At 73.4% G+C, this 20,489-nt stretch carries 18 protein-coding genes; 11 read left to right on the top strand and 7 right to left on the bottom strand.

The window, feature by feature from the left end; translation table 11 throughout:
• Positions 1–3: 3 nt before the first annotated feature.
• Both ACH54P_RS47915 and ACH54P_RS47910 read left to right on the top strand, forming a co-directional pair.
• Positions 4–945: a carbohydrate kinase family protein gene (locus tag ACH54P_RS47915; protein ID WP_489909970.1), complete on the top strand. Its 942-nt coding sequence runs from the start codon at positions 4–6 to the stop codon at positions 943–945.
• A 253-nt stretch (positions 946–1,198) separates the two neighbouring features.
• Positions 1,199–2,245, top strand: coding sequence for an alpha/beta hydrolase (locus ACH54P_RS47910; RefSeq protein ID WP_489909969.1), 1,047 nt, complete (start codon positions 1,199–1,201; stop codon positions 2,243–2,245).
• A gap of 46 nt (positions 2,246–2,291) precedes the next feature.
• Here ACH54P_RS47910 and ACH54P_RS47905 read toward each other — a convergent pair whose 3' ends face one another.
• The 3 genes from ACH54P_RS47905 to ACH54P_RS47895 are packed head-to-tail and all read right to left on the bottom strand — an operon-like array spanning position 2,292 to position 4,311.
• A complete protein-coding gene (locus ACH54P_RS47905) occupies positions 2,292–2,516 on the bottom strand; it encodes a ferredoxin (protein WP_489909968.1) in 225 nt (74 codons plus the stop codon).
• Positions 2,516–3,001: an aromatic-ring-hydroxylating dioxygenase subunit beta gene (locus tag ACH54P_RS47900; RefSeq protein ID WP_489909967.1), complete on the bottom strand. Its 486-nt coding sequence runs from the start codon at positions 2,999–3,001 to the stop codon at positions 2,516–2,518. Before ACH54P_RS47900 ends, ACH54P_RS47905 begins: the two co-directional genes overlap by 1 nt.
• Before the next feature lie 26 nt (positions 3,002–3,027).
• Complete coding sequence (locus ACH54P_RS47895) at positions 3,028–4,311, bottom strand: aromatic ring-hydroxylating oxygenase subunit alpha (protein WP_489909966.1); 1,284 nt, start codon at positions 4,309–4,311, stop codon at positions 3,028–3,030.
• Between the two features lie 162 nt (positions 4,312–4,473).
• Here ACH54P_RS47895 and ACH54P_RS47890 point away from each other — a divergent pair, with 162 nt between their 5' ends.
• The 4 genes from ACH54P_RS47890 (at position 4,474) to ACH54P_RS47875 (ending at position 8,452) form a co-directional block, all read left to right on the top strand.
• Positions 4,474–5,136, top strand: coding sequence for an FMN-dependent NADH-azoreductase (locus ACH54P_RS47890; RefSeq protein ID WP_489909965.1), 663 nt, complete (start codon positions 4,474–4,476; stop codon positions 5,134–5,136).
• A 40-nt stretch (positions 5,137–5,176) separates the two neighbouring features.
• A complete protein-coding gene (locus ACH54P_RS47885; protein ID WP_489909964.1) occupies positions 5,177–6,739 on the top strand; it encodes a 4-hydroxyphenylacetate 3-hydroxylase family protein in 1,563 nt (520 codons plus the stop codon).
• 113 nt (positions 6,740–6,852) lie between these two features.
• Positions 6,853–7,335, top strand: coding sequence for a DoxX family protein (locus tag ACH54P_RS47880; RefSeq protein WP_489909963.1), 483 nt, complete (start codon positions 6,853–6,855; stop codon positions 7,333–7,335).
• Between the two features lie 298 nt (positions 7,336–7,633).
• Positions 7,634–8,452 (top strand): class I SAM-dependent methyltransferase, encoded by an 819-nt coding sequence (locus ACH54P_RS47875; RefSeq protein ID WP_489909962.1) that lies wholly within the window; start codon positions 7,634–7,636, stop codon positions 8,450–8,452.
• Here ACH54P_RS47875 and ACH54P_RS47870 read toward each other — a convergent pair.
• Together ACH54P_RS47870 and ACH54P_RS47865 are read right to left on the bottom strand one after the other, a co-directional pair.
• The gene (locus ACH54P_RS47870; protein ID WP_489909961.1) at positions 8,438–9,934 is read right to left on the bottom strand and encodes an MFS transporter; all 1,497 of its coding nucleotides are present in this window, start codon (positions 9,932–9,934) and stop codon (positions 8,438–8,440) included. The two genes, ACH54P_RS47875 and ACH54P_RS47870, sit on opposite strands and share 15 nt — an antisense overlap.
• A gap of 16 nt (positions 9,935–9,950) precedes the next feature.
• Positions 9,951–10,925 carry an NADPH:quinone reductase gene (locus ACH54P_RS47865; protein WP_489909960.1) on the bottom strand — a complete coding sequence of 325 codons (975 nt, stop codon included), beginning with the start codon at positions 10,923–10,925 and terminating at the stop codon, positions 9,951–9,953.
• A gap of 130 nt (positions 10,926–11,055) precedes the next feature.
• On the opposite strand from ACH54P_RS47865, the gene ACH54P_RS47860 reads away from it, so the two are divergent.
• The 5 genes from ACH54P_RS47860 to ACH54P_RS47840 are packed head-to-tail and all read left to right on the top strand — an operon-like array spanning position 11,056 to position 17,587.
• Positions 11,056–11,598, top strand: coding sequence for an SRPBCC family protein (locus tag ACH54P_RS47860; protein ID WP_489909959.1), 543 nt, complete (start codon positions 11,056–11,058; stop codon positions 11,596–11,598).
• A gap of 16 nt (positions 11,599–11,614) precedes the next feature.
• Positions 11,615–13,183, top strand: a complete 1,569-nt coding sequence (locus ACH54P_RS47855; RefSeq protein WP_489909958.1) for a class I adenylate-forming enzyme family protein — start codon at positions 11,615–11,617, stop codon at positions 13,181–13,183.
• 2 nt (positions 13,184–13,185) lie between these two features.
• Complete coding sequence (locus ACH54P_RS47850; protein WP_489909957.1) at positions 13,186–14,382, top strand: FAD-dependent monooxygenase; 1,197 nt, start codon at positions 13,186–13,188, stop codon at positions 14,380–14,382.
• The gene (locus ACH54P_RS47845) at positions 14,379–16,283 is read left to right on the top strand and encodes an FAD/NAD(P)-binding protein (protein ID WP_489909956.1); all 1,905 of its coding nucleotides are present in this window, start codon (positions 14,379–14,381) and stop codon (positions 16,281–16,283) included. Before ACH54P_RS47850 ends, ACH54P_RS47845 begins: the two co-directional genes overlap by 4 nt.
• A complete protein-coding gene (locus tag ACH54P_RS47840) occupies positions 16,280–17,587 on the top strand; it encodes a nitrosuccinate lyase (RefSeq protein WP_489909955.1) in 1,308 nt (435 codons plus the stop codon). Before ACH54P_RS47845 ends, ACH54P_RS47840 begins: the two co-directional genes overlap by 4 nt.
• A 448-nt stretch (positions 17,588–18,035) precedes the next feature.
• Here the strand turns inward: ACH54P_RS47840 and ACH54P_RS47835 are convergent, their stop codons facing one another.
• Positions 18,036–19,853 (bottom strand): anthranilate synthase family protein, encoded by a 1,818-nt coding sequence (locus tag ACH54P_RS47835; protein ID WP_489909954.1) that lies wholly within the window; start codon positions 19,851–19,853, stop codon positions 18,036–18,038.
• Complete coding sequence (locus tag ACH54P_RS47830; protein WP_489909953.1) at positions 19,850–20,473, bottom strand: isochorismatase family protein; 624 nt, start codon at positions 20,471–20,473, stop codon at positions 19,850–19,852. The genes ACH54P_RS47835 and ACH54P_RS47830 overlap by 4 nt, the downstream gene beginning before the upstream one ends.
• Positions 20,474–20,489 lie beyond the last annotated feature (16 nt).

Below are 20,489 nucleotides of genomic sequence, written 5' to 3'. Positions count from 1 at the left end.
GCGGTGCCCCAGACGATCATCACCCTCGGCGCGCACGTCTTCGACGTGCAGGTCCGCCCCGTCGAAGCCATCCCGGAGGGCCAGGGCGCCGCCCTGGTCGAAGAAATCCGGATCAGCCCCGCGGGCACCGCGGCCGGCACCGCCCTCACCCTGGCCAAGCTCGGCGCCACCGTCCGGACCGCCGGCGCCGTCGGCACCGACCCGATCGGCGACCTGCTGCTCACCATGCTCGCCCGCCACGGGATCGACACCTCCCTGGTCGTGCGCCGCCCGGACACGCAGACCTCGGCGTCGGTGCTGCCCATCCGCCCCGACGGCAGCCGCCCCGCCTTCCACGTCCCCGGCGCGAACCTGACCTACGGCCCCGGCGACGCCCCGCACGCCGACATCGCCCGGGCGACGCACCTGCACCTCGGCGCCCCCGAACTGATGGGCGGCGAGAACGCGCTGGCGATCCTCGCGCCCGCCCGCGCCGCCGGCGTGGTCACCTCCGCCGACCTGCTCGCCCCCGGCGACCCGGGGATCCTCGCCTGGATCGCCCCCATGCTGTCCTCTTTGGACTACCTGCTCCCCAACGAACAGCAGCTGCTCGGCCTCACCGGCGCCGCCGGCGTCGAAGACGGCGCCCGCGCGTTGCTCGCCCGCGGCGTCGGCTGCGTCGCCGTCACCCGCGAAGCGCGGGGTGCGCTCGTGATCACCGCGGACGACGTGATCCCGGTGCCGGCGTTCGCCGTCGACGTCGTCGACACCACCGGCTGCGGCGACGCGTTCTCCGCCGGGTTCCTCCGCGGCATCGGCCTCGGCCGTCCCGCGCGGGACGCCGCCGTGCTCGCCTGCGCGGCCGCCGCCCTCGTGGCCCGGGGACTGGGCAGTGACGCGGGCGAGTTCGACCTCGCCGCGGCCGACGCCTTCGCCGCGAGCGCGCCCACGCTGACCGAGGCGTAGCCCGCTGCAGATTACCCTTGCGGGGAACCGCAATTCCAGCTTTCCGGACCACGAATTCGAGCGCCGCCAACCGTTCCCGGTGCCCCGCGCCCGCGGTTATGCTCGCCCCGGTGATCCGGTTCGCGCGCGGCCGGGCGTTTCGGGGGGCCATCTCGCGTGCGCTCCTCCTTGTGCCGCAACGAAACCAGCTGTTCGGCAATTTCGCGACCGGGTCACCGTCCACCAGGGAAATGACGAAATGGGGACGAACTCGATGAAACGAGGTACTGCGTCCGCGGCGGTGTGCGCCGTGGTGACGCTCGCCGCGGCGGGGATCGGCGGCGGGGTTTCCGCCGCCGCCGCCGAAACCGGGAGCCCGGTGTGCCAGGTCACCACCGTCGACGTCACGCTCGGCACCGGCACCGCGAAGATGTGGGGCAAGCTGTGCCGGCCCGCCGGGGCCTCCCCGGGCACCGTGGTGACGATGGTGCACGGGGCGACCTACAACCACAACTACTGGGACTTCCCCTACCAGCCCGACAAGTACTCCTTCAGCCGGATGCTGAACCGGGCCGGGTACGCCACCTTCGTCGTCGACCGGCTCGGGACCGGCGGCAGCACGATCCCGGCGAGCTCCGAGCTGAACCTCGGCGTCGAAGCCGGCCACCTCCACGAGGTCGTGCAGGACCTGCGGGCCGGCCGGATCGGCGGCACCGCCTTCCGGAAGGTCGTGCTGGCCGGCTATTCGCTCGGTTCCGCGGTGACGGAGATCGAGACGTCGCGCTACCACGACGCCGACGCCGTGCTGATCACCGCGCTCGGCCACTACAACAACCCGGCCGGGACGCAGGCGATCATCGACAACGGGGAATCGCCGAACGACGACCCGGTGCTCAAGGACAAGCACCACTACGACGACGGCTACGCCACCACCAAGCCGGGCAGCCGCCACACCGTGTTCTACGCCGACCAGCCGATGGACGCCGGCGTGCTCGCCACCGACGAGCTGACGAAGGACGCCAACGTCTTCACCGAGGCGGCCGATCCCCTCGTCATCGACCCCGCGGTGAGCCGGTCGATCACGGTGCCGGTCCTGTTCGCCCTCGGCGACCACGACCCGCTGATGTGCGGCGACGGCTACGAGGACTGCACCTCGGCGGCGGGGCTGCGTGCCCAGGAAGCCCCGTTCTGGACCTCGGCGCCCAGCTTCGACGTGCTCCTGCTCCCCGGCGCCGGCCACGGGCTGAACCTGGTGCCCAACACCGGGGTCTACCAGTCGGTGAGCCTGTCCTGGCTGGACCGCGTCGCCGGCCACGGCTGATCCGGAACGGAAAAGAAGGCCCTCGGAAGTCCGAGGGCCTTCTTTTTCAGCGTGCGGGCCGTTCCTTGTGGAGGTACACCGCGTTGGCCGGGCAGACCCGCGCGGCCTCGCGCACGGCATCCGCCAGCTCGGGCCCGGGTTCGGGCCGGACCACTTCGGCGATCTCCGCGACGTCGCTCATCCGGAAGACCTCGGGGGCGGCGTCGACGCAGTTGCCGTACCCCGCGCAGCGGGTCAGGTCCACCTCGACGCGGGCGACCGGGGCCGCCATCAGAGCAGGACGCCCATGTTCCCGGGCAGGGTCTCGGCGTCGAGGACGACGCGGTGTTCGACGAAGCGGAGCCCGTCGCCGGTGCGCGTGAGGACGTCGGCGTACCGGCCGCAGACGTGGAACTTCGACAGGTCGTTGCGGTCGCTGACGTACAGCACGACGTAGGCCGAGGCCTCGATCCGGCCGTCCTCGGTCTCCCGCGCGCGCACGTTGGTCACCGTGTGCAGCGTCCGCGTCGGGTTGTGGCGCAGGTAGCCGTTCGTGTACGCGGCCCGCTCCTTCAGCGCGCCGAGCCCGCGGTCGGTGTACCACCACATGCCGGTCGTCGAGACGTTGTTGTGCGTGCCGACCGCGTAGAGCCCGGTGGGCAGGAACGTATCGACCCAGTCGTTGGGCCGCTTGTCGTCCATCGTCAGCGCGTACGAGACGTAGTGGTCCTCGACCTCGCTGCGCAGGCCGGGGGACGTCATGACCACAGTGGACATATCGCTTCCTTCCGTTGCCTGGACGCTCACGACTCGTCCCGCAGGTACTGCTGGTAGACGCGGAAGAACTCGCGCTGCGAGTACTCGTCGCGGACGTCGGCGCCCTCGCCGCCGCGGCCCGGCGCGACACCGCGGGTGAACAGGTTGAACTCGCCGCCCCCGCCGCTCACGCCGAGCTGGCACCGCCGCGCGGCTTCGGTGTCGTCGCAGCTGAGCTTGCCCCACGAACCCTGGGTGTCGGCGAGGTTCTCCAGCTGGGCCTGCCGGGTCTGTTCGTCGTCCTCGACGTCGGAGTACACGGTGATGTCGACGCGCGTCCGATCGGGGCTCAGCGGGGTGAGTGTTTCGAGGTAGCCGGCCTTCATGCCGCGCGGCGTGTCCTTCGGGCCGGGCTGGATGTCGAGGTTCGGGAAGAGCGCCAGCACCTCCTGCCGGATCTCCGGCGGGCCGCCGCCCTCGAAGCCCTCGAAGCCCTCCGGCGGGCCGGCGGGGATCTCGGTGAGCATGCTGTTCCAGCCCACCGGCATGACGCCGTTCGAGAAGTCGACGCCGCTGTAGCGCTGCAGGGCGCGGGCGTACTTGGGCGGGTCCAGGGCCGGGAAAGCCCACTGCAGGACCGAATGGCCCGGCGCCGCGCCCCAGTTGAAGCCGCGCTCGGTCGTGCCGGCCAGCAGGTCGTGGATGCTGCGGTGGGTGAATTCGGCGTGGTAGTCGTCCCGGAAGTTCTCGTGCCAGAACTTCCAGTTGCCCTCGTAGATCCAGCTGTTGCGGCCGATCGGCTCGATCCCCTGCACGTACGGCTCGAGGTGCTCGGCCATCTCGCCGAGGTAGTCCAGCAGCTCCGGCACCCGCGGCCGCAGCGCGACGAAGACGAGGTCGCCGAACGTGTCGCAGGAAACCGGCTTGAGGCCGAGGGACTTCCGGTCGAAGCCCGGGCCGTACCCCTCCTCGAACGGCACGCCGATGAGCTCGCCGGTCAGGTTGAACGCCCAGGCGTGGTACATGCACTTGAGCACCTGGCCCTGGTTGCCGCACCGCTCGCCGGTGAGGACCGCGGCCCGGTGCGTGCAGGCGTTGTGGAACGCGCGGATTTCGCCGTCGTTGCCGCGCACCACCAGCACCGGCTGGTTCGCGATCGAAACGGTGAAGAAATCGCCGGGTTTCTTCAGGTCCGCGGTCGTGCACGCGAATTGCCACGACCGGGCGAAGATGCGTTCCCGCTCCAGCGCGAAGATCTCTTCACTCGTGTAGATGTCGCGGTCCACCACCCCCGTGGCGAGATCGGCGCGTAGCTCCGGGCTCAACGTCATGGCGCAACCTCCGTCAGGGCCTGTGATCCGCGCCGATTGTGGCAATGCCGCGAGTTCAGCGTCAACGCCGTCGACCGGGGCGAAAAAATGTCCGATCGGGGAAATTCCCCAGTCGGACAGCGCGGTTTGACAACGCGCGGAACCTCCGATGACGATCGGAGCGTGACGTCCCTTTTCCGGCTGGACACCAGCATTCTCGGCGCGCGGTCGAGCACCATCGCGCTCGCGGACCTCGCGGAGCGGGAGTGGCTCGCCGCCACCCCGGACGCGGTCGTCGTCCGGCGGCACCTCGGCGAGGCCCCGCTGCCCGCGACCGCCTGGCCCGCGGCCGTGGCCGCGCAGTTCGTCCCGCCGCCGCACCGCACGCCCGAACAGCGGGAAGCGCTGGCGCTGGCGGAAACCCTCGTCGACGAGCTCGTCACCGCCCAGGCCCTGATCCTCGCCGCGCCGCTGTACAACTTCGGCGTCTCCCAGCACCTGAAGACGTGGGTGGACCTCCTGCTCACCGACCCGCGGATGGCCGCGGGCGCGGAGTCGCCGCTGACCGGCAAGCCGGCGGTGCTGCTGACCGCGCGGGGCGGCGCCTACGGGCCGGGGACGCCGAGGGAGGGCTGGGACCACGCGATCGGCTGGATGCGCCGGATCTTCGGCGACGTGTGGAAGCTGGACCTCACCGTGGTGGAACGGGAACTGACCCTCGTCGGCGTCGACCCCGCCCTGGACCGGTTCGCGGAACTGGCCGAGCGGATCCGGGTCACCACCGAGGACGAGGCCCGCGCGGCCGGGCGGGACCTGGCCGCGCGCAAGGAAGTCTTCCTCACCTGAGCCGGGTTTCGCGCCCACCCGAGGAGAAAGGCAGGACGTCGTGCCCGCACGCACGGGGAAGCAGTACCTCGACCACCTGAAATCGCTGAACCCGGAGATCTACCTCGACGGCAGGCGCATCGCGCACGTCACCGAGGAACCGGTCTTCGCCGGGCCCCTGCGGTCCGTGGCGGAGCAGTACGACCTGCAGCTCGATCCGCGCTACGCCGACGTGTGCACCTACGTGGAGCCCGAGACGGGCGAGCGGGTGTCGCGCTCGTTCCAGCCGTGCCGGAGCCGGGAAGACCTCGTCACGAAACGCCGTCACTTCAAGCTCCGGGCCGACCACACCTTCGGCATGATGGGCCGCTCGCCGGACTTCATGAACGCGTTCGTCCTGGGCTGGCGCGGCAACGCGGGCGTGTTCGCCGAGCTGGACGAGCGGTTCGGCGAGAACGCGCGCCGGTACTACGAGCACGTGCGGGACAACGACCTCTTCCTGACCCACGTCCTCGTGAACCCGGCGATCGACCGGTCGAAGACGTCGGCGCGGCAGGAGGACCCGTTCCTCCACCTGGGCAAGGTGCGCGAGACCGACGAAGGCATCGTCGTCCGCGGCGCCAAGATGCTCGGCACGATGGCGCCGCTGACCGAGGAGCTCGTGGTCGTCCCCTTCGGCGGCATCGCTCCGGGCGACGACGACTACGCCGTGGTGTTCGCCATCCCGGTCGACACGCCCGGGCTGAAGTTCATCTGCCGCGAACCGGTGGCGCCGGCCGGGCGGACGGCGTTCGACCACCCGCTCAGCAGCCGGTTCGAGGAGATGGACTGCATCGTCGTGTTCGACGACGTCCTGGTGCCGTGGGACCGGGTGGTCGTCGACGGCAGGCCCGGCAGCCGGGACCTGGTCAACCGCGTCCTCACCCACGACCCGAGCGTCCTGCAGGTCACCGCGGCCCGGAGCCTGGCGTCGCTGGAACTGTTGTGCGGCATCGCGACGAAGGTCGCCGACGCGACCGGGATCGGCACGTTCCTGCACGTCCAGGAGAAGCTCGGCGAGCTGATCGGGAAGCTCGACACGCTGCGGACGCTGTTCTACGGCGCCGAAGCCCTCGCCTCGGCGCTGCCGGACGGCACGTGGGTGCCGTACCTGCCCGGGATGATGGCGTTCCACACGCAGACCGCGCCGATCCACCGGCGGATGGTCGAGGTCATCCAGACGCTCTCGGCGGGCAACTTCTTCTACGCGCCCTCCAGCGGCGACTTCGCGAACGAGCAGCTGCGCCCGCTGATCGACCGGTTCGTCCGCGGCCGCCCCGGCGTGACGGCGGAGGAGCGCGTCCGGCTGTTCAAGCTCGCCTGGGACGTCACCGGCGACGGGTTCGGCCAGCGCCTCATGCAGTACGTGCACTACTACAGCGGGGATCCCGTGCGGCTGACCGCCGCGCTGTACCTCGGCGCCGACAAGACGGAGATCCACCGGACGGTCGACCGGGCGCTCGCCGGCCCGGAGCGGAGCCTCGACCTGCCGCTCTCCCCGGAGCGGCTCGAGATGGCGCCGCCGCCTCCGCCGTCGGAGCCGCTCACCGGCATCTACCCGGCGAAGAGCCAGCCGTCTTCGTGAGTGTGTGCGAGCGGGGAAACTCCCCACTCGCACACACCCTCCCTCCCCGGTACCAGGACCCCTAGGGTGCTAGCATGGTAACACGCAACGCACGCTTCGGCGAGAGGACGGCCATGACGGGTATCGGCCGGTCGGCCGTGAGGATCGTCGTCGGAAGCCTGGTCATCGGCTTCGGCGGCCGGAAGCTGTTCGGCTGGTTCGGCGGCCCGGGCCCCGAGAAGACGGCGGCGACCTTCGAATCCTTCGGCTACCGCGACGGCCGGGCCATGGCCACCCTGGCCGGCCTCACCGAGCTGGGCGCGGGAGCCGGGCTGGTGACGGGTTTCGCGACCCCGCTGGCCTCGGCGGCGCTGATCGGCGAGATGGTCAACGCCGCGGCGGCCCACCGGAGCCAGGGCCTGTGGGCGGAGAACGGCGGGTACGAGTACCCGATCGTCCTGGCCACGGCGGCCACCTGCCTGGCCTGGGACGGCCCGGGAGCGTTTTCGGCGGACCGCGCGCTGGGCCGGGAACGGACCGGGGCCCGGTGGGGGCTGGGGGCGCTGGCTCTCGGCCTGACCGCCGGGGCCTCGGTGCTGCGCTTCTTCCGGGACTGAGCTCCGGGTCCGGCCGGGTTCAAGCGCCCCAACGTGGCATTCGGTGCGCCGGGCGCACCCAATGTGGCGTTCGGTGCGCCGAGCGCACCCAATGTGGCGTTCGGTGCGCCGGGCGCACCCGACGCCACAGTGGGGCGCTTCCCGGCGCCGCAAACCGCGCGGCAAAGCCGGAACCTCGCCCCTTCGCACCCGCTCCACCGCCGCCCCTCGGCGATTTCCCCCGTTCGTGCAACGGCGGGCGCCCCCGTGACCGCCGTACCGTGGAGGTGATCACCGAAACCGAGGGGAGCGGATTCCGTTGGCAGCCCAGCGCACCATCGCGCCGGAGAAGACCGCCGTGCGGGTGGCGCTCTGGCGGGCCCTGCACGTCGAGGTCGACGAGGCTCCGCACGTGCTCGAGGACGCCGTCGGCCTCGAACTCGCCGCGCCCGGCGAGAAGTGGCGGCGGCGGCCCGACATGGGCCGGGACGCCACCAGCGGCTTCCGGGCCGGGGTCGTCGCCCGGGCGCGGTTCGTCGAGGACCTCGTCGCCGAGCAGCTCCGCCGGGGCGTGCGGCAGTACGTGATCCTCGGCGCCGGCCTGGACACGTTCACCCAGCGGCGGCCCGAGCTCGCCGAGCGGATGCGCGTGTTCGAGATCGACCAGCCCGGCACCCAGGAGTGGAAGCGGCGGCGGCTGGTCGAGCTGGGCTACGCCGTCCCGGAGCTGGTGCCCGTCGACTTCGAAGCCGACGAAGACTGGTGGGAACGGCTGACCGCCGCCGGGTTCGACGCCGCGCGGCCCGCCGTGCTCGCCAGCACCGGCGTCAGCATGTACCTCACGAAGGACGCCGTCGCCGACACCCTGGCCAAGGCCGCGCGGGCCGCCGAAGGCTCCACCTTCGCGATGACGTTCCTGCTGCCGCCCGACACGGTCGAGCAGCGCAGCAAGGCCGCCCGCCGGGTCCGGTTCCGCAGCTACTTCACCGCCGGCGAAATGCTGGACCTGGCGCGGGAGGCGGGGTTCCGGCAGGTCCGGCACGTCTCGACCGAAGACGTCACCCGACGCTACTTCGCCGGGCGACCGGACCGGCTGCGGCCGGAGGTCGGGGAATCGTTCCTGCTAGCGACCACCTGACACCGGCTCCGGCCGGCGCTGTGGCACGGCGAAGTCGCGGCCGCGGATCAGCACGGTGGCCAGCACTCCCCCGGCGAGCGCGACCACGCCGGCGGCGAGCAGGACGTCGTCCAGGGCGGCCGCGAACCCCGCGCCGACCGCGTCGGCCAGCCGGCCGCGCAGCTCCGGCGGGGCGGCCGCGACGACCTCGCCGGCCGTCCCCCGGTGCACGGCTCCCGCGATGGCGTCGACACCCGGCGCAGGCAGGTCGGCGAGCCGCTGCCGGAGCGTGTCGTGCAGCGACGCCGAAAAGATCGTGCCGTACCAGGCGATCCCGACCGCGATGCCGATCTGCCGGAAGGTCTGGTTGGCCCCCGAAGCCATGCCCGACCGCGGCAGCGGCACCACCCCCACGGCGGTCGACGCCAGCGGCGGGTTCACCATCCCGGCGCCGAGGCCCGACACGACCAGGCCCGGCACCAGGTGCGTCCACCCGGCCCCGCCGCCCCGCATCAGCAGCACGCCCGCGCCCACCAGCACCAGGCCCGGGCCGATCAGCCACCGCACCGGCACGCGGCTCGACAGCCGGCCGGCGACGATGGCCGCGACGAACGTGAAGGCCGACCCGGTCAGCAGCCGGACGCCGGTGACGAGCGGGCTGCCACCGAGCCCGTTCTGCAGGTAGAGGACCAGGTACAGGAACGCCGCGTACAACGAGCCGTTCATCGCGAACGCCGCGATCGAACCGCCGGCGAAGGTCGGGATCCGCAGCAGCCCCAGGTCGACCATCGGCTCCCGCACCCGCCGCTCGACCACGGCGAACGCCACCAGGCACACCGCCGCCGCCCCGAGCCAGAAGGGCGTGCCCGTGATGAGCGCGTAGACCAGCGTGAACAACCCCGCCGTCAAGGTCGCCAGGCCGGGCCCGTCGATCCGGCCGGCCGGCGCGCGGGACTCGTCGACCCGCCGCAGCGCGATCACCAGCGCGGCGACGCCGACCGGGACGTTCACCAGGAAGATCGCCCGCCAGCCGAGCCCGCCGGTGAGCAGCCCGCCGAGCACCGGGCCGAGTCCGGTCGCGACCCCGGCCACCGCGCCCCAGACGCCGAAGGCGACGCCCCGGTCGCGGCCCCGGAAGGCCCCGGCGAGCAGCGCGAGCGACGTCGCGGACAGGATCGCGCCCCCGATCCCCTGCACCGCGCGGGAAAGCACCAGCACGAGCGTGTCCGGCGCCAGACCGCACAGCAGCGAACCGCCGGTGAACACCGCCAGCCCGGCGACGAACACCCGCCGCCTGCCGTACTTGTCGGCGAGGCAGCCGGCGGTGAGCAGCAGCGCCGCGAGCGTCAGGGCGTAGGCGTCGGTCGTCCACTGCAGACCGGCGAAGCTCGCGCCCAGCGAGCGCTGGATGTCCGGCAGCGCGACGACGACCACGTTGACGTCGAGCAGCAGCATGAACATGGCGGCGCACACCACCAGCAGCGTCCACCATCGGCGTTCCATCAGGGTGCCTCCTCGGTCAGGGCTCCAGCAACAACCGCTTTCCGTGCAGCTGCCCGGCCTCCATGCGCCGGTGCGCCTCGGCGGCGGCGCGCAGCGGCAGGGTTTCCGTCGCCCGGGCCCGCAGCCGGCCGGCGGCGAGCAGCGGGTTGAGGACGCCGGCCGCCTCGGCGAGCTCGGCCGTCGTGGCCCGGGAGATGACGAACCCCCGGATCGAGCCGTCCTTCATGTAGAGCGGGCCCGCCGGGAGCACGGGCCGGGTCCCCGCGCCGGCGAGCAGCACGATCCGGCCCCGCGGGGCGAGGAGCTCGACCGCGCCTTCGAGGTCGTTCCGCCCGGAGGTGTCCAGGTGCACATCGATCCCTTGTGGACAGACGGCCGCGACGCGCTCGGCGAGCCGGGGATCGGCGTAGTCGAAGGCTTCGGCCGCCCCGAGCTCCCGGCAGTACGGCAGGTCCCTGGAGGCCGCGGTGGCGACAACCCGCGCACCCGCCTCGACGGCCAGCACGACGAGCGCGCTCCCGACGTTGCCGGCGGCGCCCGCCACGAAGACGGTCTCCCCCGGCCGGACCTCGCCGTGCCGGACCAGCGCCAGCCAGGCCGTCGCCGCGGGGTGGACGACGGCGACCGCGGTGCGCGGCGGCACGCCGTCCGGCAGGCGGTAGAGCCGGTCGGCCGGCACCACCGCCCGCTCCGCGGCGGCGCCCGGCCGCCCGTCGTGGCCCAGGCTGTTGCACCACACCGGATCGCCCGGCGCGAAGCCGGCCACCCCGGCCCCCGTCGAAGCGACCACCCCGGCCAGGTCCCGGCCGATCACGAACGGGAAGCGCACCGCGGTCGGGTAGCGGCCGGACCGGACGAAGGTGTCGACGGGGTTGACCGTGGTCGCGGTGACGTCGACCAGGACCTCGCCGCGCCCCGGCCGCGGCTCCGGCAGCTCGCCGACGCGGATTTCGTCCGGAGAGCCGAGTCGGTCCACGAAGGCAGCCAGCACCCGGCCGATTGTGACAGCGGAAGCCGTTGTGCGGAACCGGAAACGCGGACTCGACACGACTCGCGCCGACCTGACGGACCCGCGCCGCCGTCGTTGACCCGAAGTGTCACCTCCGGCGAGATTCGAACCCATGAGCCAAGCGAACGCACCGGTCAGGCCGTTGTTCGAGCTGCGGGCGAGCATCCCGGTCCGCGCGACCCCGGCCGAGGTCTACGCCGTGGTCAGCGATCTGGCCCGCAGCGCCGAGTGGAGCCCGGAGTGCACGGGCGGCACGTGGGTGTCCGGGGAACCGTCGACCGTCGGCGCGGTCTTCCGCGGCGAGAACCGGCGGGCCGAGGACGTCGTCGCGTGGGCGCCGGTGGTGCGCGGCACCTGGCACACCGAGTCCGAAGTGGTCGCCGCCGAGCCCGGGCGGGTGTTCAGCTGGGCCATGCGCGACAAGGCCGGGCGCGCGCAGGACAGCGTGTGGTCCTACGAAATGGCGCCGGCGGACGGCGGGTGCGTGCTGCTGCACGGGTTCCGCATGGGCACCGCCACCGAAGGCATCCGCGGCATCACCGCGGACATGGACGACGCGGCCAAGGAACGGTTCTTCGCCGACTGGGCCGGCAAGCTGGCCGGCGACCTGGAGGCCACGCTGCGGCGCGTCAAGGCGGTCGTCGAGCGGGCGTGACCGGAAGGAGCAGGACATGCTGTTGCAGCGCCTGGGAAACCGCGGGATCCGGCTGGGCACGCTCTTCGACCGGGCCGCCGCCCGGCACCCGGCCAACGTGGTGCTCCTCGACCACGACCTCGGCCTGGCCCCCGGGCTGGGCCGCCGGATGACGGTCGCCGAGCTCGCCGACCTGGTGGCCGAGCTCGCGTCGCGCCTGTGGGCGGCCGGGGTCCGCCCCGGCGACCGCGTGGTCGTGCACAAGACGAACGGCTTCGACATCACCCTCCTGGCGTGCGTCACCGCGCGGATCGGCGCGGTCCCGGTGCTGCTGTCGCCGAAGCTCGACGGCACGACGGTCGCCGAGCTGGTCCGCCGGGTCGACCGGCCCTTCCTCGTGACCGACCAGGCCAAGCTCGACCACGAGCTGCCCGAAACGGTCTTCGAGCTCGCGCGCGAAGTCCTGCTCACCGACGGCGACCACCCCCGCGCGCGCCGGCTGGCCGACCTGGCGGGAGTGCCGCGGGTGGCCCCGGTGACCGTGGACCCGCGCGAGCCGGCGCTCATCACGCACACGTCCGGCACCACCGGCCTTCCCAAACTGGCCGTGCACACCAGCCGGACCCTGCAGGCCCGCTACCGGCCGCAGGCCGTCCCGGCCGCCCTGGTCCGCAAGCGGCGGCTGGTCGCCGTGCACGTGTCCTTCGTGCACTCGCGGCTGTTCACCGCGCTGGCCATCACGCTGCTGCGCGGGTTCCCCCTCGCCATGCTCGCCGACGACAACCCGGGGCACGTCGCCGGCCTCTTCGCCCGCCTGCGCCCGGGCGTGGTCGAGGCCCACCCCAACACGTTCATGCGCTGGGAAGCGCTCGCGGACGACCCGCGGCGGCCCCTGGCCGGGGTGAAGTACTTCAGCAGCACGTTCGACGCCATCCACCCGCGGACCGTGCACCGCATGCTGCGCGCGTCCCGCCACCGCATGCCGGTGTTCGCCCAGCTGTACGGCCAGAGCGAGGCCGGGCCGGTCGTCGGCCGGATCTTCACCCGGCTGCGGCGCGCGGACGCCGACGGCCGCTGCGTCGGGCACGCCTTCCCCGGCATGACCGGCGTGCGCGTGGTCAGCCGGGACGGCCGCCCGGTGTCCGCGTCCTCCCCCGGGTACATCGAAGTCCGCACGGACGGCCGGGTCCTGACCTACCTGGGCGAGCCGGAGCGGTACGCCCGGCAGGAGAACGACGGCTGGTGGCGGATGGGCGACGTCGGCTACCGCACCCGGTGGGGCTGCCTGCACCTGCTCGACCGCGAGGTCGACGTCATCCCCGGCTTCGGCAGCACGCTGGCCGCCGAGGACACGCTCTTCTCCGAGCTGGACGAGCTGGTCGAGGTGATCATCGTGCCCGGCGCGGACGGCAGGCCGGTGCCCGTGGTGTGCACGCGGGAGGACAAGCCCCTGGACATGGCGGCGTGGTCGAGCGCCACGGCCGCCCTGCCGGCCATGGCCGAGCCCGTCCAGTGGCGGCAGCAGGACCTGCCGCAGACCGCGACGACCAAGATCAAGCGGCTGGAGCTGGCCAAGGTCCTGCACGCGCGCGGCGGGGGCCGGTAGCCGTGGCGCGGGTCATCGTCGCGGGCGGCGGCATCGGCGGGCTGGCGGCGGCGCTGAGCGTCGCGAAGCGGGGCCACGACGTGGTGGTCCTCGAACGCGGCGAGCGGTTCGCCGAACTCGGCGCCGGGCTCCAGCTGGCCCCGAACGGGGTGCACGCCCTGGAGCGGCTGGGGCTCGGCGCCGGGGTCCGCGCCCTCGCCGTGCACGTCGAGGGCCTGCGGTTCATGGACGGGGTGACCGGCGAGCACGTCGTGAGCGTGCCGCTCACCGAGGACTACCGGCGGCGCTTCCGCAACCCGTACGTCGTGGTGCACCGCGGCGAGCTGCACGGGCTGCTGCTCGCCGCGTGCCGCGCGTCGGCGCGGATCGATCTGCGTGCCGGCCGGCCGGTCGCGGGCTACGAACAGGACGGCTCGAGCGCGAGCGCCGTGCTCACGACCGGCGAGCGGATCACCGGGGACGCGCTGATCGGCGCGGACGGGCTGCACTCCGCGATCCGGCGGCAGCTGGTCGGCGACGGCGCACCCCGCGTTTCGGGGATCACCGTCTACCGCTCGATCATCCCGATGGCGCGGGTCCCGGAACGCCTGCGGTGGAACGCCGTGACGTGGTGGGCGGGCCCGAAGTGCCACTTCGTGCACTACGCCATCGCCGGCGGCGAGTACCTCAACCTGGCCGCCAGTTTCGACAACGGGGCGACCGAAGCCCTCGCCGGCGTCCCGACGGAGACGCACTACGTCCGCGGCCTCTTCACCACGCTCGCCGACGCGCCGCGGCAGCTGCTGGCCCTGGGCGAGCAGTGGAAGGCGTGGGTCCTGGTCGACCGCCCGCCGGTCGACGGCTGGACCGACGGCCGGGTCACGCTGCTCGGGGACGCGGCCCACCCGATGCTGCACTACGCGGCGCAGGGCGCCTGCCAGGCGCTCGAAGACGCGGTCGTGCTGGGCGACCTGCTCGGCGAAGCGGACTTCGCGCCGGCTTTCTCGCGGTACCAGCGGGAACGCCGGGAGCGCACCGCTGCCGTGCAGGAGATTTCGCGCGAGAGCATCAAGCTGTGGCACCCCGCCGGCGCGGCGGCCGCGGACCGCAACCGGCTGCTGTCGGCGATGTCCCCGGCCGAACTGCACGACCACCTGGCGTGGATGCACGGTGCCCGCGACTTCGGGGCCTCGCGCGTCGTCCCGGGAGCCACCCGATGACCGGACCGGACCTCGAAGTCTGCGTCGTCGGGGCCGGGCCGCGCGGGCTGGCCGTGCTGGAACGCCTGTGCGCCAACGAACGGCACGACCGCCGGTGCTCGACGCTGACCGTGCACGTCGTCGACCCGGCGGAGCCCGGTGCCGGTGCCGTGTGGCGGCCCGCGCAGCCGCGGTGCCTGCTGGCCAACACCGTCGCGTCGCAGATCACCGTCCACACCGACGAAAGCGTCCGCATGGCCGGGCCCGCCGAGCCCGGTCCCGGCCTGTACGAGTGGGCGAAGAGCCTGGCGCTGCTGGGTTCGCCGGCGGATCACGACGAAGAAACCCTGGCGGAGGCCCGGGAACTGGGCCCCGACGCCTACCCGACGCGGGCGTTGTTCGGCCACTACCTGCGGGACGCGTTCCGGCGCGTGGTCGCCGGCGCCCCGGCGCACGTGCGGATCCGGGTGCACCGCTCGCGGGCGGTCGCCATGGCCGACACGCACGGCGTCCCCGACGGCGCGCAGGGCGTCCGGCTGGCGAACCGGACGCGGCTCGACCACCTCGACGCCGTCGTGCTGGCCCTGGGGCACCTGCCCGCGCGGCCGACCGCGCGCGAGGAGCGGACGGCCAGCCTGGCGCGCATCCACCACCTGACGTACGTGCCGCCGGGCAACCCCGCGGACGCCGACCTCGACGCGATCGAGCCGGGGACGCCGGTGCTGCTGCGCGGCCTCGGCCTGTGCTTCTTCGACCACCTGGCGCTGCTGACGACCGGCCGAGGGGGCGAGTTCGCGCGTGAGCAGGGGCGGCTGGTGTACCGCCCGTCCGGCCGCGAGCCCCGGCTCCACGCGTTCTCGCGCCGCGGCGTCCCCCACCACGCGCGCGGGGAGAACGAGAAGGGCGTGTCCGGCCGGTACCGGCCGCGGCTGCTGACGCCGGAGTACCTCGCCGGGCTGCGCCGCCCGCTGACCTTCGGCACCGACCTGTGGCCGGTGATCGCCCGCGAAGTGGAATCGGTCTACTACGGCACCTTGCTGGGTTCGCCGTCCTTCGCCGAGGAGTACCTCGCGCGGCCGGACCCGTCCGGGCTGCCGGCCGAGTGGGGTGTCGCGGCCGCGGACCGGTGGGACTGGGAACGGCTGGCCCAGCCGTGCGCGGCCGAGGAGTTCGCCGGGCGCGCGGACTTCCGGGCGTGGGTGCTGGAGTACCTCGCGCGGGACGTCCGGGAGGCGAAGAAGGGCAACGTGAGCGGGCCGCTGAAGGCGGCGCTGGACGTCCTGCGGGACCTGCGCAACGAAGTCCGGCTCGCGGTGGACCACGGTGGCCTGGAGGGTGGATCGCATCGCGACGAGCTGGACGGGTGGTACACGCCGCTGAACGCGTTCCTGTCGATCGGGCCGCCGGTGTCGCGGGTCGAAGAGATGATCGCGCTGATCGAAGCGGGCGTCCTCGACCTCACCGGGCCGGGGACGCAGGTGCGCATCGACACCGCGGCGCCGGGGTTCGTCGCGTCCTCGCCGCACGTTCCCGGCGTCGTCCGGTCGCCGGTGCTCGTCGAGGCGCGGCTGCCCGAACCGGACCTGCGGCGGACCGCGGATCCGCTGCTGCTGCACCTGCTGCGCACCGAGCAGTGCACGACGCACCGGCTCCCCGTCGCCGGCGGCGGGACCTACGAGACGGGCGGGCTGGCGGTGACCGCGCGGCCGTACCGGCTGCTGGACGCGCGGGGCCGCGCGCACCCGCGCCGGTTCGCGTTCGGCGTGCCGACGGAGTCGGTGCACTGGGTCACCGCGGCCGGGATCCGCCCCGGCGTCGACTCGGTGATCCTCGGCGACGCCGACGCGATCGCCCGCGCCGCGCTCGCGGCCGGGGCCGCCCCGGCGATTGAACCGGCGTCGCTGGCGGGAGTTCTCGTATGACGGGGCTGCTTTCGCCGGTGTGGGCCGGCACGCCGGTCGAGGCGCTGGTGAGCGACGAAGCGTGGCTGCAGGCGATGCTCGACGCGGAAGCGGCCCTCGCGCGGGCCCAGGCGCGCCTCGGCACGGTGCCCGCCGCGGCGGCGGCCGCGATCACGGCCGCCGCGCGGGCCGACCGCTTCGACCTGCGCGCGCTCGCCCTGCAGGCCCGGGAGACGGCGAACCCGGTGGTGGGCTTGGTGAAGGCGCTGACGCGAGCCGTCCCGTCGGCGGCCGACTACGTCCACCAGGGCTCGACGAGCCAGGACATCCTCGACACGGCGGCGATGCTGGTGGCCCGGCGGGCCCTGGAGGTGATCAAGCCGGACCTCACGCGGACGGCGTCGGCGTTGGCCGAGCTGGCCGGGCGGCACCGCGACACGGTGCTGGCGGGCCGGACGCTGGCGCTGCAGGCGGTGCCCACGACGTTCGGCCTGAAGGCGGCGGGCTGGCGGTCCCTGGTGCTGGACGCGGTTTCCCGCCTCGACCGGGTGAGCCTCCCGGTGTCCCTCGGCGGGGCGGCGGGCACGCTGGCGGGCTACGTCGAGCACGGCGCGTCCCCGGAGGCACTGGCGGAGGCGTTCGCGGCGGAGACCGGCCTGGCCCGGCCGCGGCTGCCGTGGCACACGCTGCGCACGCCGGTGGCGGACCTGGCGGCGGCGCTGGGGTTCACGGCGGGGGCGCTGGGCAAGCCGGCGATCGACGTCCAGACGTTGTCGCGGACGGAGATCGCGGAGGTGGCCGAGCCCACGGCCCCGGGCCGCGGCGGCTCCTCGGCGATGCCGCACAAGCGCAACCCGGTGCTGGCCACGCTGATCCGGAGCGCGGCCCTGCAGGTCCCGGTCCTGGCGGCGGCCCTGACCCAGTGCCTGTCGGCGGAGGACGAGCGTTCGGCGGGCGGCTGGCAGGCGGAGTGGCCGCTGCTCCGGGAGTGCTTGCGGCTGACGGGCGGGGCGGCGTGCACCGCTGCGGAGCTGATGGCGGGGCTGCGGGTCCGGCCGGACCGGATGCGGGCGAACCTGACCTCGACGGTGATCTCGGAGCGGCTGGCGGCGGTGCTCGGGCGGACGTTGGGGAAGGCGGAGGCTCGTCGGCTGGTGACGCAGGCGGCCGAGGTGGCGGAGAGGACCGGACGGGCGTTGCCGGAGGTGCTGGCTTCGCGGGCTGAAGTGGGGCTGTCGGAGGGGGAGTTGCGGAGGTTGGGTGATCCGGCGGGGTACACCGGGGCTGCCGGGGAGCTGGTGGATCGGGCTTTGGGGGGTTTCTGAGGGCGGTGGCTGGTGCGCGAAAGGGCCACTCGCGCTGCCGCGGCCGGCACGAAAGGGCCACTCGCGCACCTCGGCCGGCAAGAAAGGACCACTCGCGCACCTCGGCCGGCACGAAAGGGCCACTCGCTCGCCCGGGGCCGCAAGCGCCAAAGGTGCCACTCGCACACCTCGGCCGGCACGAAAGGACCGCTCGCGCACCTCACCGACGCGAAAGGACCATTCGCTCGCCCGGGGCCGCAAGCGCCAAAGGTGCCACTCGCACACCTCGACCGACGCGAAAGGGCCACTCGCGCCGCCAACACCGCGCGAAAGGGCCACTCGCGCTACCACCGCCAGCACCAAAGGGCCACTCGCACACCTCGACCGGTACGAAAGGACCGTTCGTGCCGGTCGCCGCCCACCCGCACCAAAGGACCCCGCCCGCGCCAAAGGACCGTTCGCGCCCCCACTACGAGCCCAGCGCCTCCCCCACCCGGTCCCCGATCAACCGCACCCCATCCACCGTCAGCACCGACTCCGCGTGAAACTGCACCGACGCGAACCGAGGCCCCCTCAACGCGTGCACCTCCCCCGTCTCCTGGTCGCGGCTCACCTCCACCATGCCGACCGGCGGGCACTCCAGCTTGTCGTCGGCGCTCCTCGCCGTGAACGTGTTGTAGAAGCCCACGCGCTCGCGCGCGCCGAACAGGTCGATCTCCTTCTGCAGCCCCTGGTTGGGCACCTTCCTGCGCACCACCTCGAGGCCCAGGCGCCGGCTCAGGACCTGGTGGCTCAGGCACACCGCGAAAAACGGGCGGCGCTCGGCCAGCAGACGACCCACCGCCGCGTCGAGGTGGGCGATCTTCGGGTCGGCCGCGTCCAGGGGGTCGCCCGGGCCCGGGCCCAGCACGACCAGGTCGTGGCCGTCGAAGGTGTACGGCTCGTCGAACCTGCGGATCGTCACCTCGAGGCCGAGGGACGTCAGCTGGTGGCCGAGCATCGCCGTGAACGTGTCCTCCGCGTCCACCACCAGCACCCGGCGGCCCGCCGGCCGCGGCGTGGGACGGTCCCCCGCCAGCCAGAACCCCGACAACCCCGTGTTGCGCCGCACGAGGGCCGCCCGGACGCGCGGGTGGTCCGCCAGGCTCGACGGCCCGGCCCGCAGCGCGGCGAGCAGGCCCGCGGCCTTCGCGCGGGTCTCCGCGACCTCCGACGCCGGGTCCGAGTGGCGCACCAGGGTCGCGCCGACGCCGATGCGCAGCCGGCCCGCGCGGTCGATGTCGGCCGTGCGGATCAGGATCGCCGAATCCAGCGTCCGGCCGCCGGGGCCGATGAGCGCGACGACGCCGCTGTAGTAACCACGCCCCCGGGGCTCGTACCGGCTGATCGCGCGGCAAGCGCTTTCCAGCGGGCTGCCGGTCACCGTCGGGGCGAACAGCGTCCGCCGGAGGATTTCGCGCGGATCGCGGGTGGTGCGGCCCTCGATGAAGTACTCGGTGTGCGCCAGCCGCGCCATCTCCTTGAGGTACGGCCCGACCACCCGCCCGCCGCCGTCGCAGATGGCGGCCATCATCTTGAGCTCCTCGTCGAGCACCATGTAGAGCTCGTCGGTCTCCTTGCGGTCGTCGAGGAACTCGAGCACGCCGGCCAGCGCGGGGCCGGACGGCGGGTAGCGGTAGGTGCCGCTGATCGGGTTCATCACGGCGGTGCCGTCGTGCACGCTGATGTGCCGCTCCGGCGTCGCGCCGACGAACGTCCGCTCCCCCGTGTGCACGAGGAACGTCCAGTACGCCCCGGATTCGCGCTGCAGCAGCCGCCGGAACAGCGACAGCCCGTGCTGCGGCGTGTAGCCGGTGATTTCCGCGACGTACGAGCGCTTGAGGACGAAGTTGGCGCCTTCGCCCCGGCCGATCTCCTCGCTGACGACGGTCCGCACCAGTTCGGCGTACTCGTCGTCCGAGACGTCGAAGTGCTCCCCGGACAGCCGCGTGGGCAGGTCCGGCAGCTTCTCGAACGCCTCGTCCACCGGGACCCCGGCCCGCGCGGTGACGGTCATCGCCAGCAGCGGCTCGCCGTCGTCGGGACACGCGTAGCCACGCTCGGACAGCTGACGGTACGGGACGAGCACCAGGACGTCCTGCGCGTCCGGGAGCGGCACGTCGGTCAGTGTGTCCACAGTGGACACATCGCCGACGAAGACCTCCAGCCCCTCGGCGCGTTCCGGGCGGTGCAGCAGCGCGAACGCCGGCGGCCGCGGGCCGAGCACGGTGTCCAGCAGTTCCGTCACGCGCACACCTCCTTGGCCGTGGTGACCACCGCGCAGTGCCGGGCCGCGTACTCGAGGGTCATCCGGTGGTCGTCCGGGGAGAAGTCCGCGATCGCGTCCGCGACGACGAACGTCTCGATGTCGTGCGTGAAGGCCTCGATCGCCGTCGTCAGCACCCCGACGTGCGCGTAGACGCCGCAGACGACGAGCTGGTCCCGGCCGTGGCGCCGCATCCGGTCCAGCAGCCCGGACCGGAAGAACGCGCTGTAGCGCCACTTCGTGAACACCCAGTCGCCCGCGGCGGGCGCGAGCTCGGCGATGATCCGGCGGTCGGCGGGGTCGCCCTTCATGCCGGGTCCCCAGAAGTCCTTGAGCAGCCCGCGGTCGGCGTCGGACATCCCGCCCGGCTGGGCGGTGTAGGCGACCGGGACGCCGAGGCTCGCGCAGCGCTCCCGCAGCTGGACCACGTTCCGCACGAGGTGGTGGCGGACGGTGTCCGGGAACGGGCGCAGGAAGTACCGCTGCATGTCGTGGACGAGCAGCACCGCGCGGCCCGGGTCGGCGACCCACCCCGCGACGTTCTCGGGCAGGTCACCCGCTCCCGGCAGCGGGTAGGGCTCGATGGGCGGGATGCCTGCCATGACCGGCTCCTCCTTC

This window comes from Amycolatopsis sp. N2S4-7 (assembly GCF_058119595.1).
This window is presented reverse-complemented; position numbering and strand designations above follow the sequence as displayed.

Coding starts and splice junctions, on each gene's coding strand:
- ACH54P_RS47870 (WP_489909961.1), bottom strand. CDS start 9,934: ATGGAACGCCGATGGTGGACGCTGCTGGTGGTGTGCGCCGCCATGTTC.
- ACH54P_RS47860 (WP_489909959.1), top strand. CDS start 11,056: ATGAGCCAAGCGAACGCACCGGTCAGGCCGTTGTTCGAGCTGCGGGCG.
- ACH54P_RS47840 (WP_489909955.1), top strand. CDS start 16,280: ATGACGGGGCTGCTTTCGCCGGTGTGGGCCGGCACGCCGGTCGAGGCG.
- ACH54P_RS47880 (WP_489909963.1), top strand. CDS start 6,853: ATGACGGGTATCGGCCGGTCGGCCGTGAGGATCGTCGTCGGAAGCCTG.
- ACH54P_RS47900 (WP_489909967.1), bottom strand. CDS start 3,001: ATGTCCACTGTGGTCATGACGTCCCCCGGCCTGCGCAGCGAGGTCGAG.
- ACH54P_RS47910 (WP_489909969.1), top strand. CDS start 1,199: ATGAAACGAGGTACTGCGTCCGCGGCGGTGTGCGCCGTGGTGACGCTC.
- ACH54P_RS47855 (WP_489909958.1), top strand. CDS start 11,615: ATGCTGTTGCAGCGCCTGGGAAACCGCGGGATCCGGCTGGGCACGCTC.
- ACH54P_RS47895 (WP_489909966.1), bottom strand. CDS start 4,311: ATGACGTTGAGCCCGGAGCTACGCGCCGATCTCGCCACGGGGGTGGTG.
- ACH54P_RS47830 (WP_489909953.1), bottom strand. CDS start 20,473: ATGGCAGGCATCCCGCCCATCGAGCCCTACCCGCTGCCGGGAGCGGGT.
- ACH54P_RS47845 (WP_489909956.1), top strand. CDS start 14,379: ATGACCGGACCGGACCTCGAAGTCTGCGTCGTCGGGGCCGGGCCGCGC.
- ACH54P_RS47905 (WP_489909968.1), bottom strand. CDS start 2,516: ATGGCGGCCCCGGTCGCCCGCGTCGAGGTGGACCTGACCCGCTGCGCG.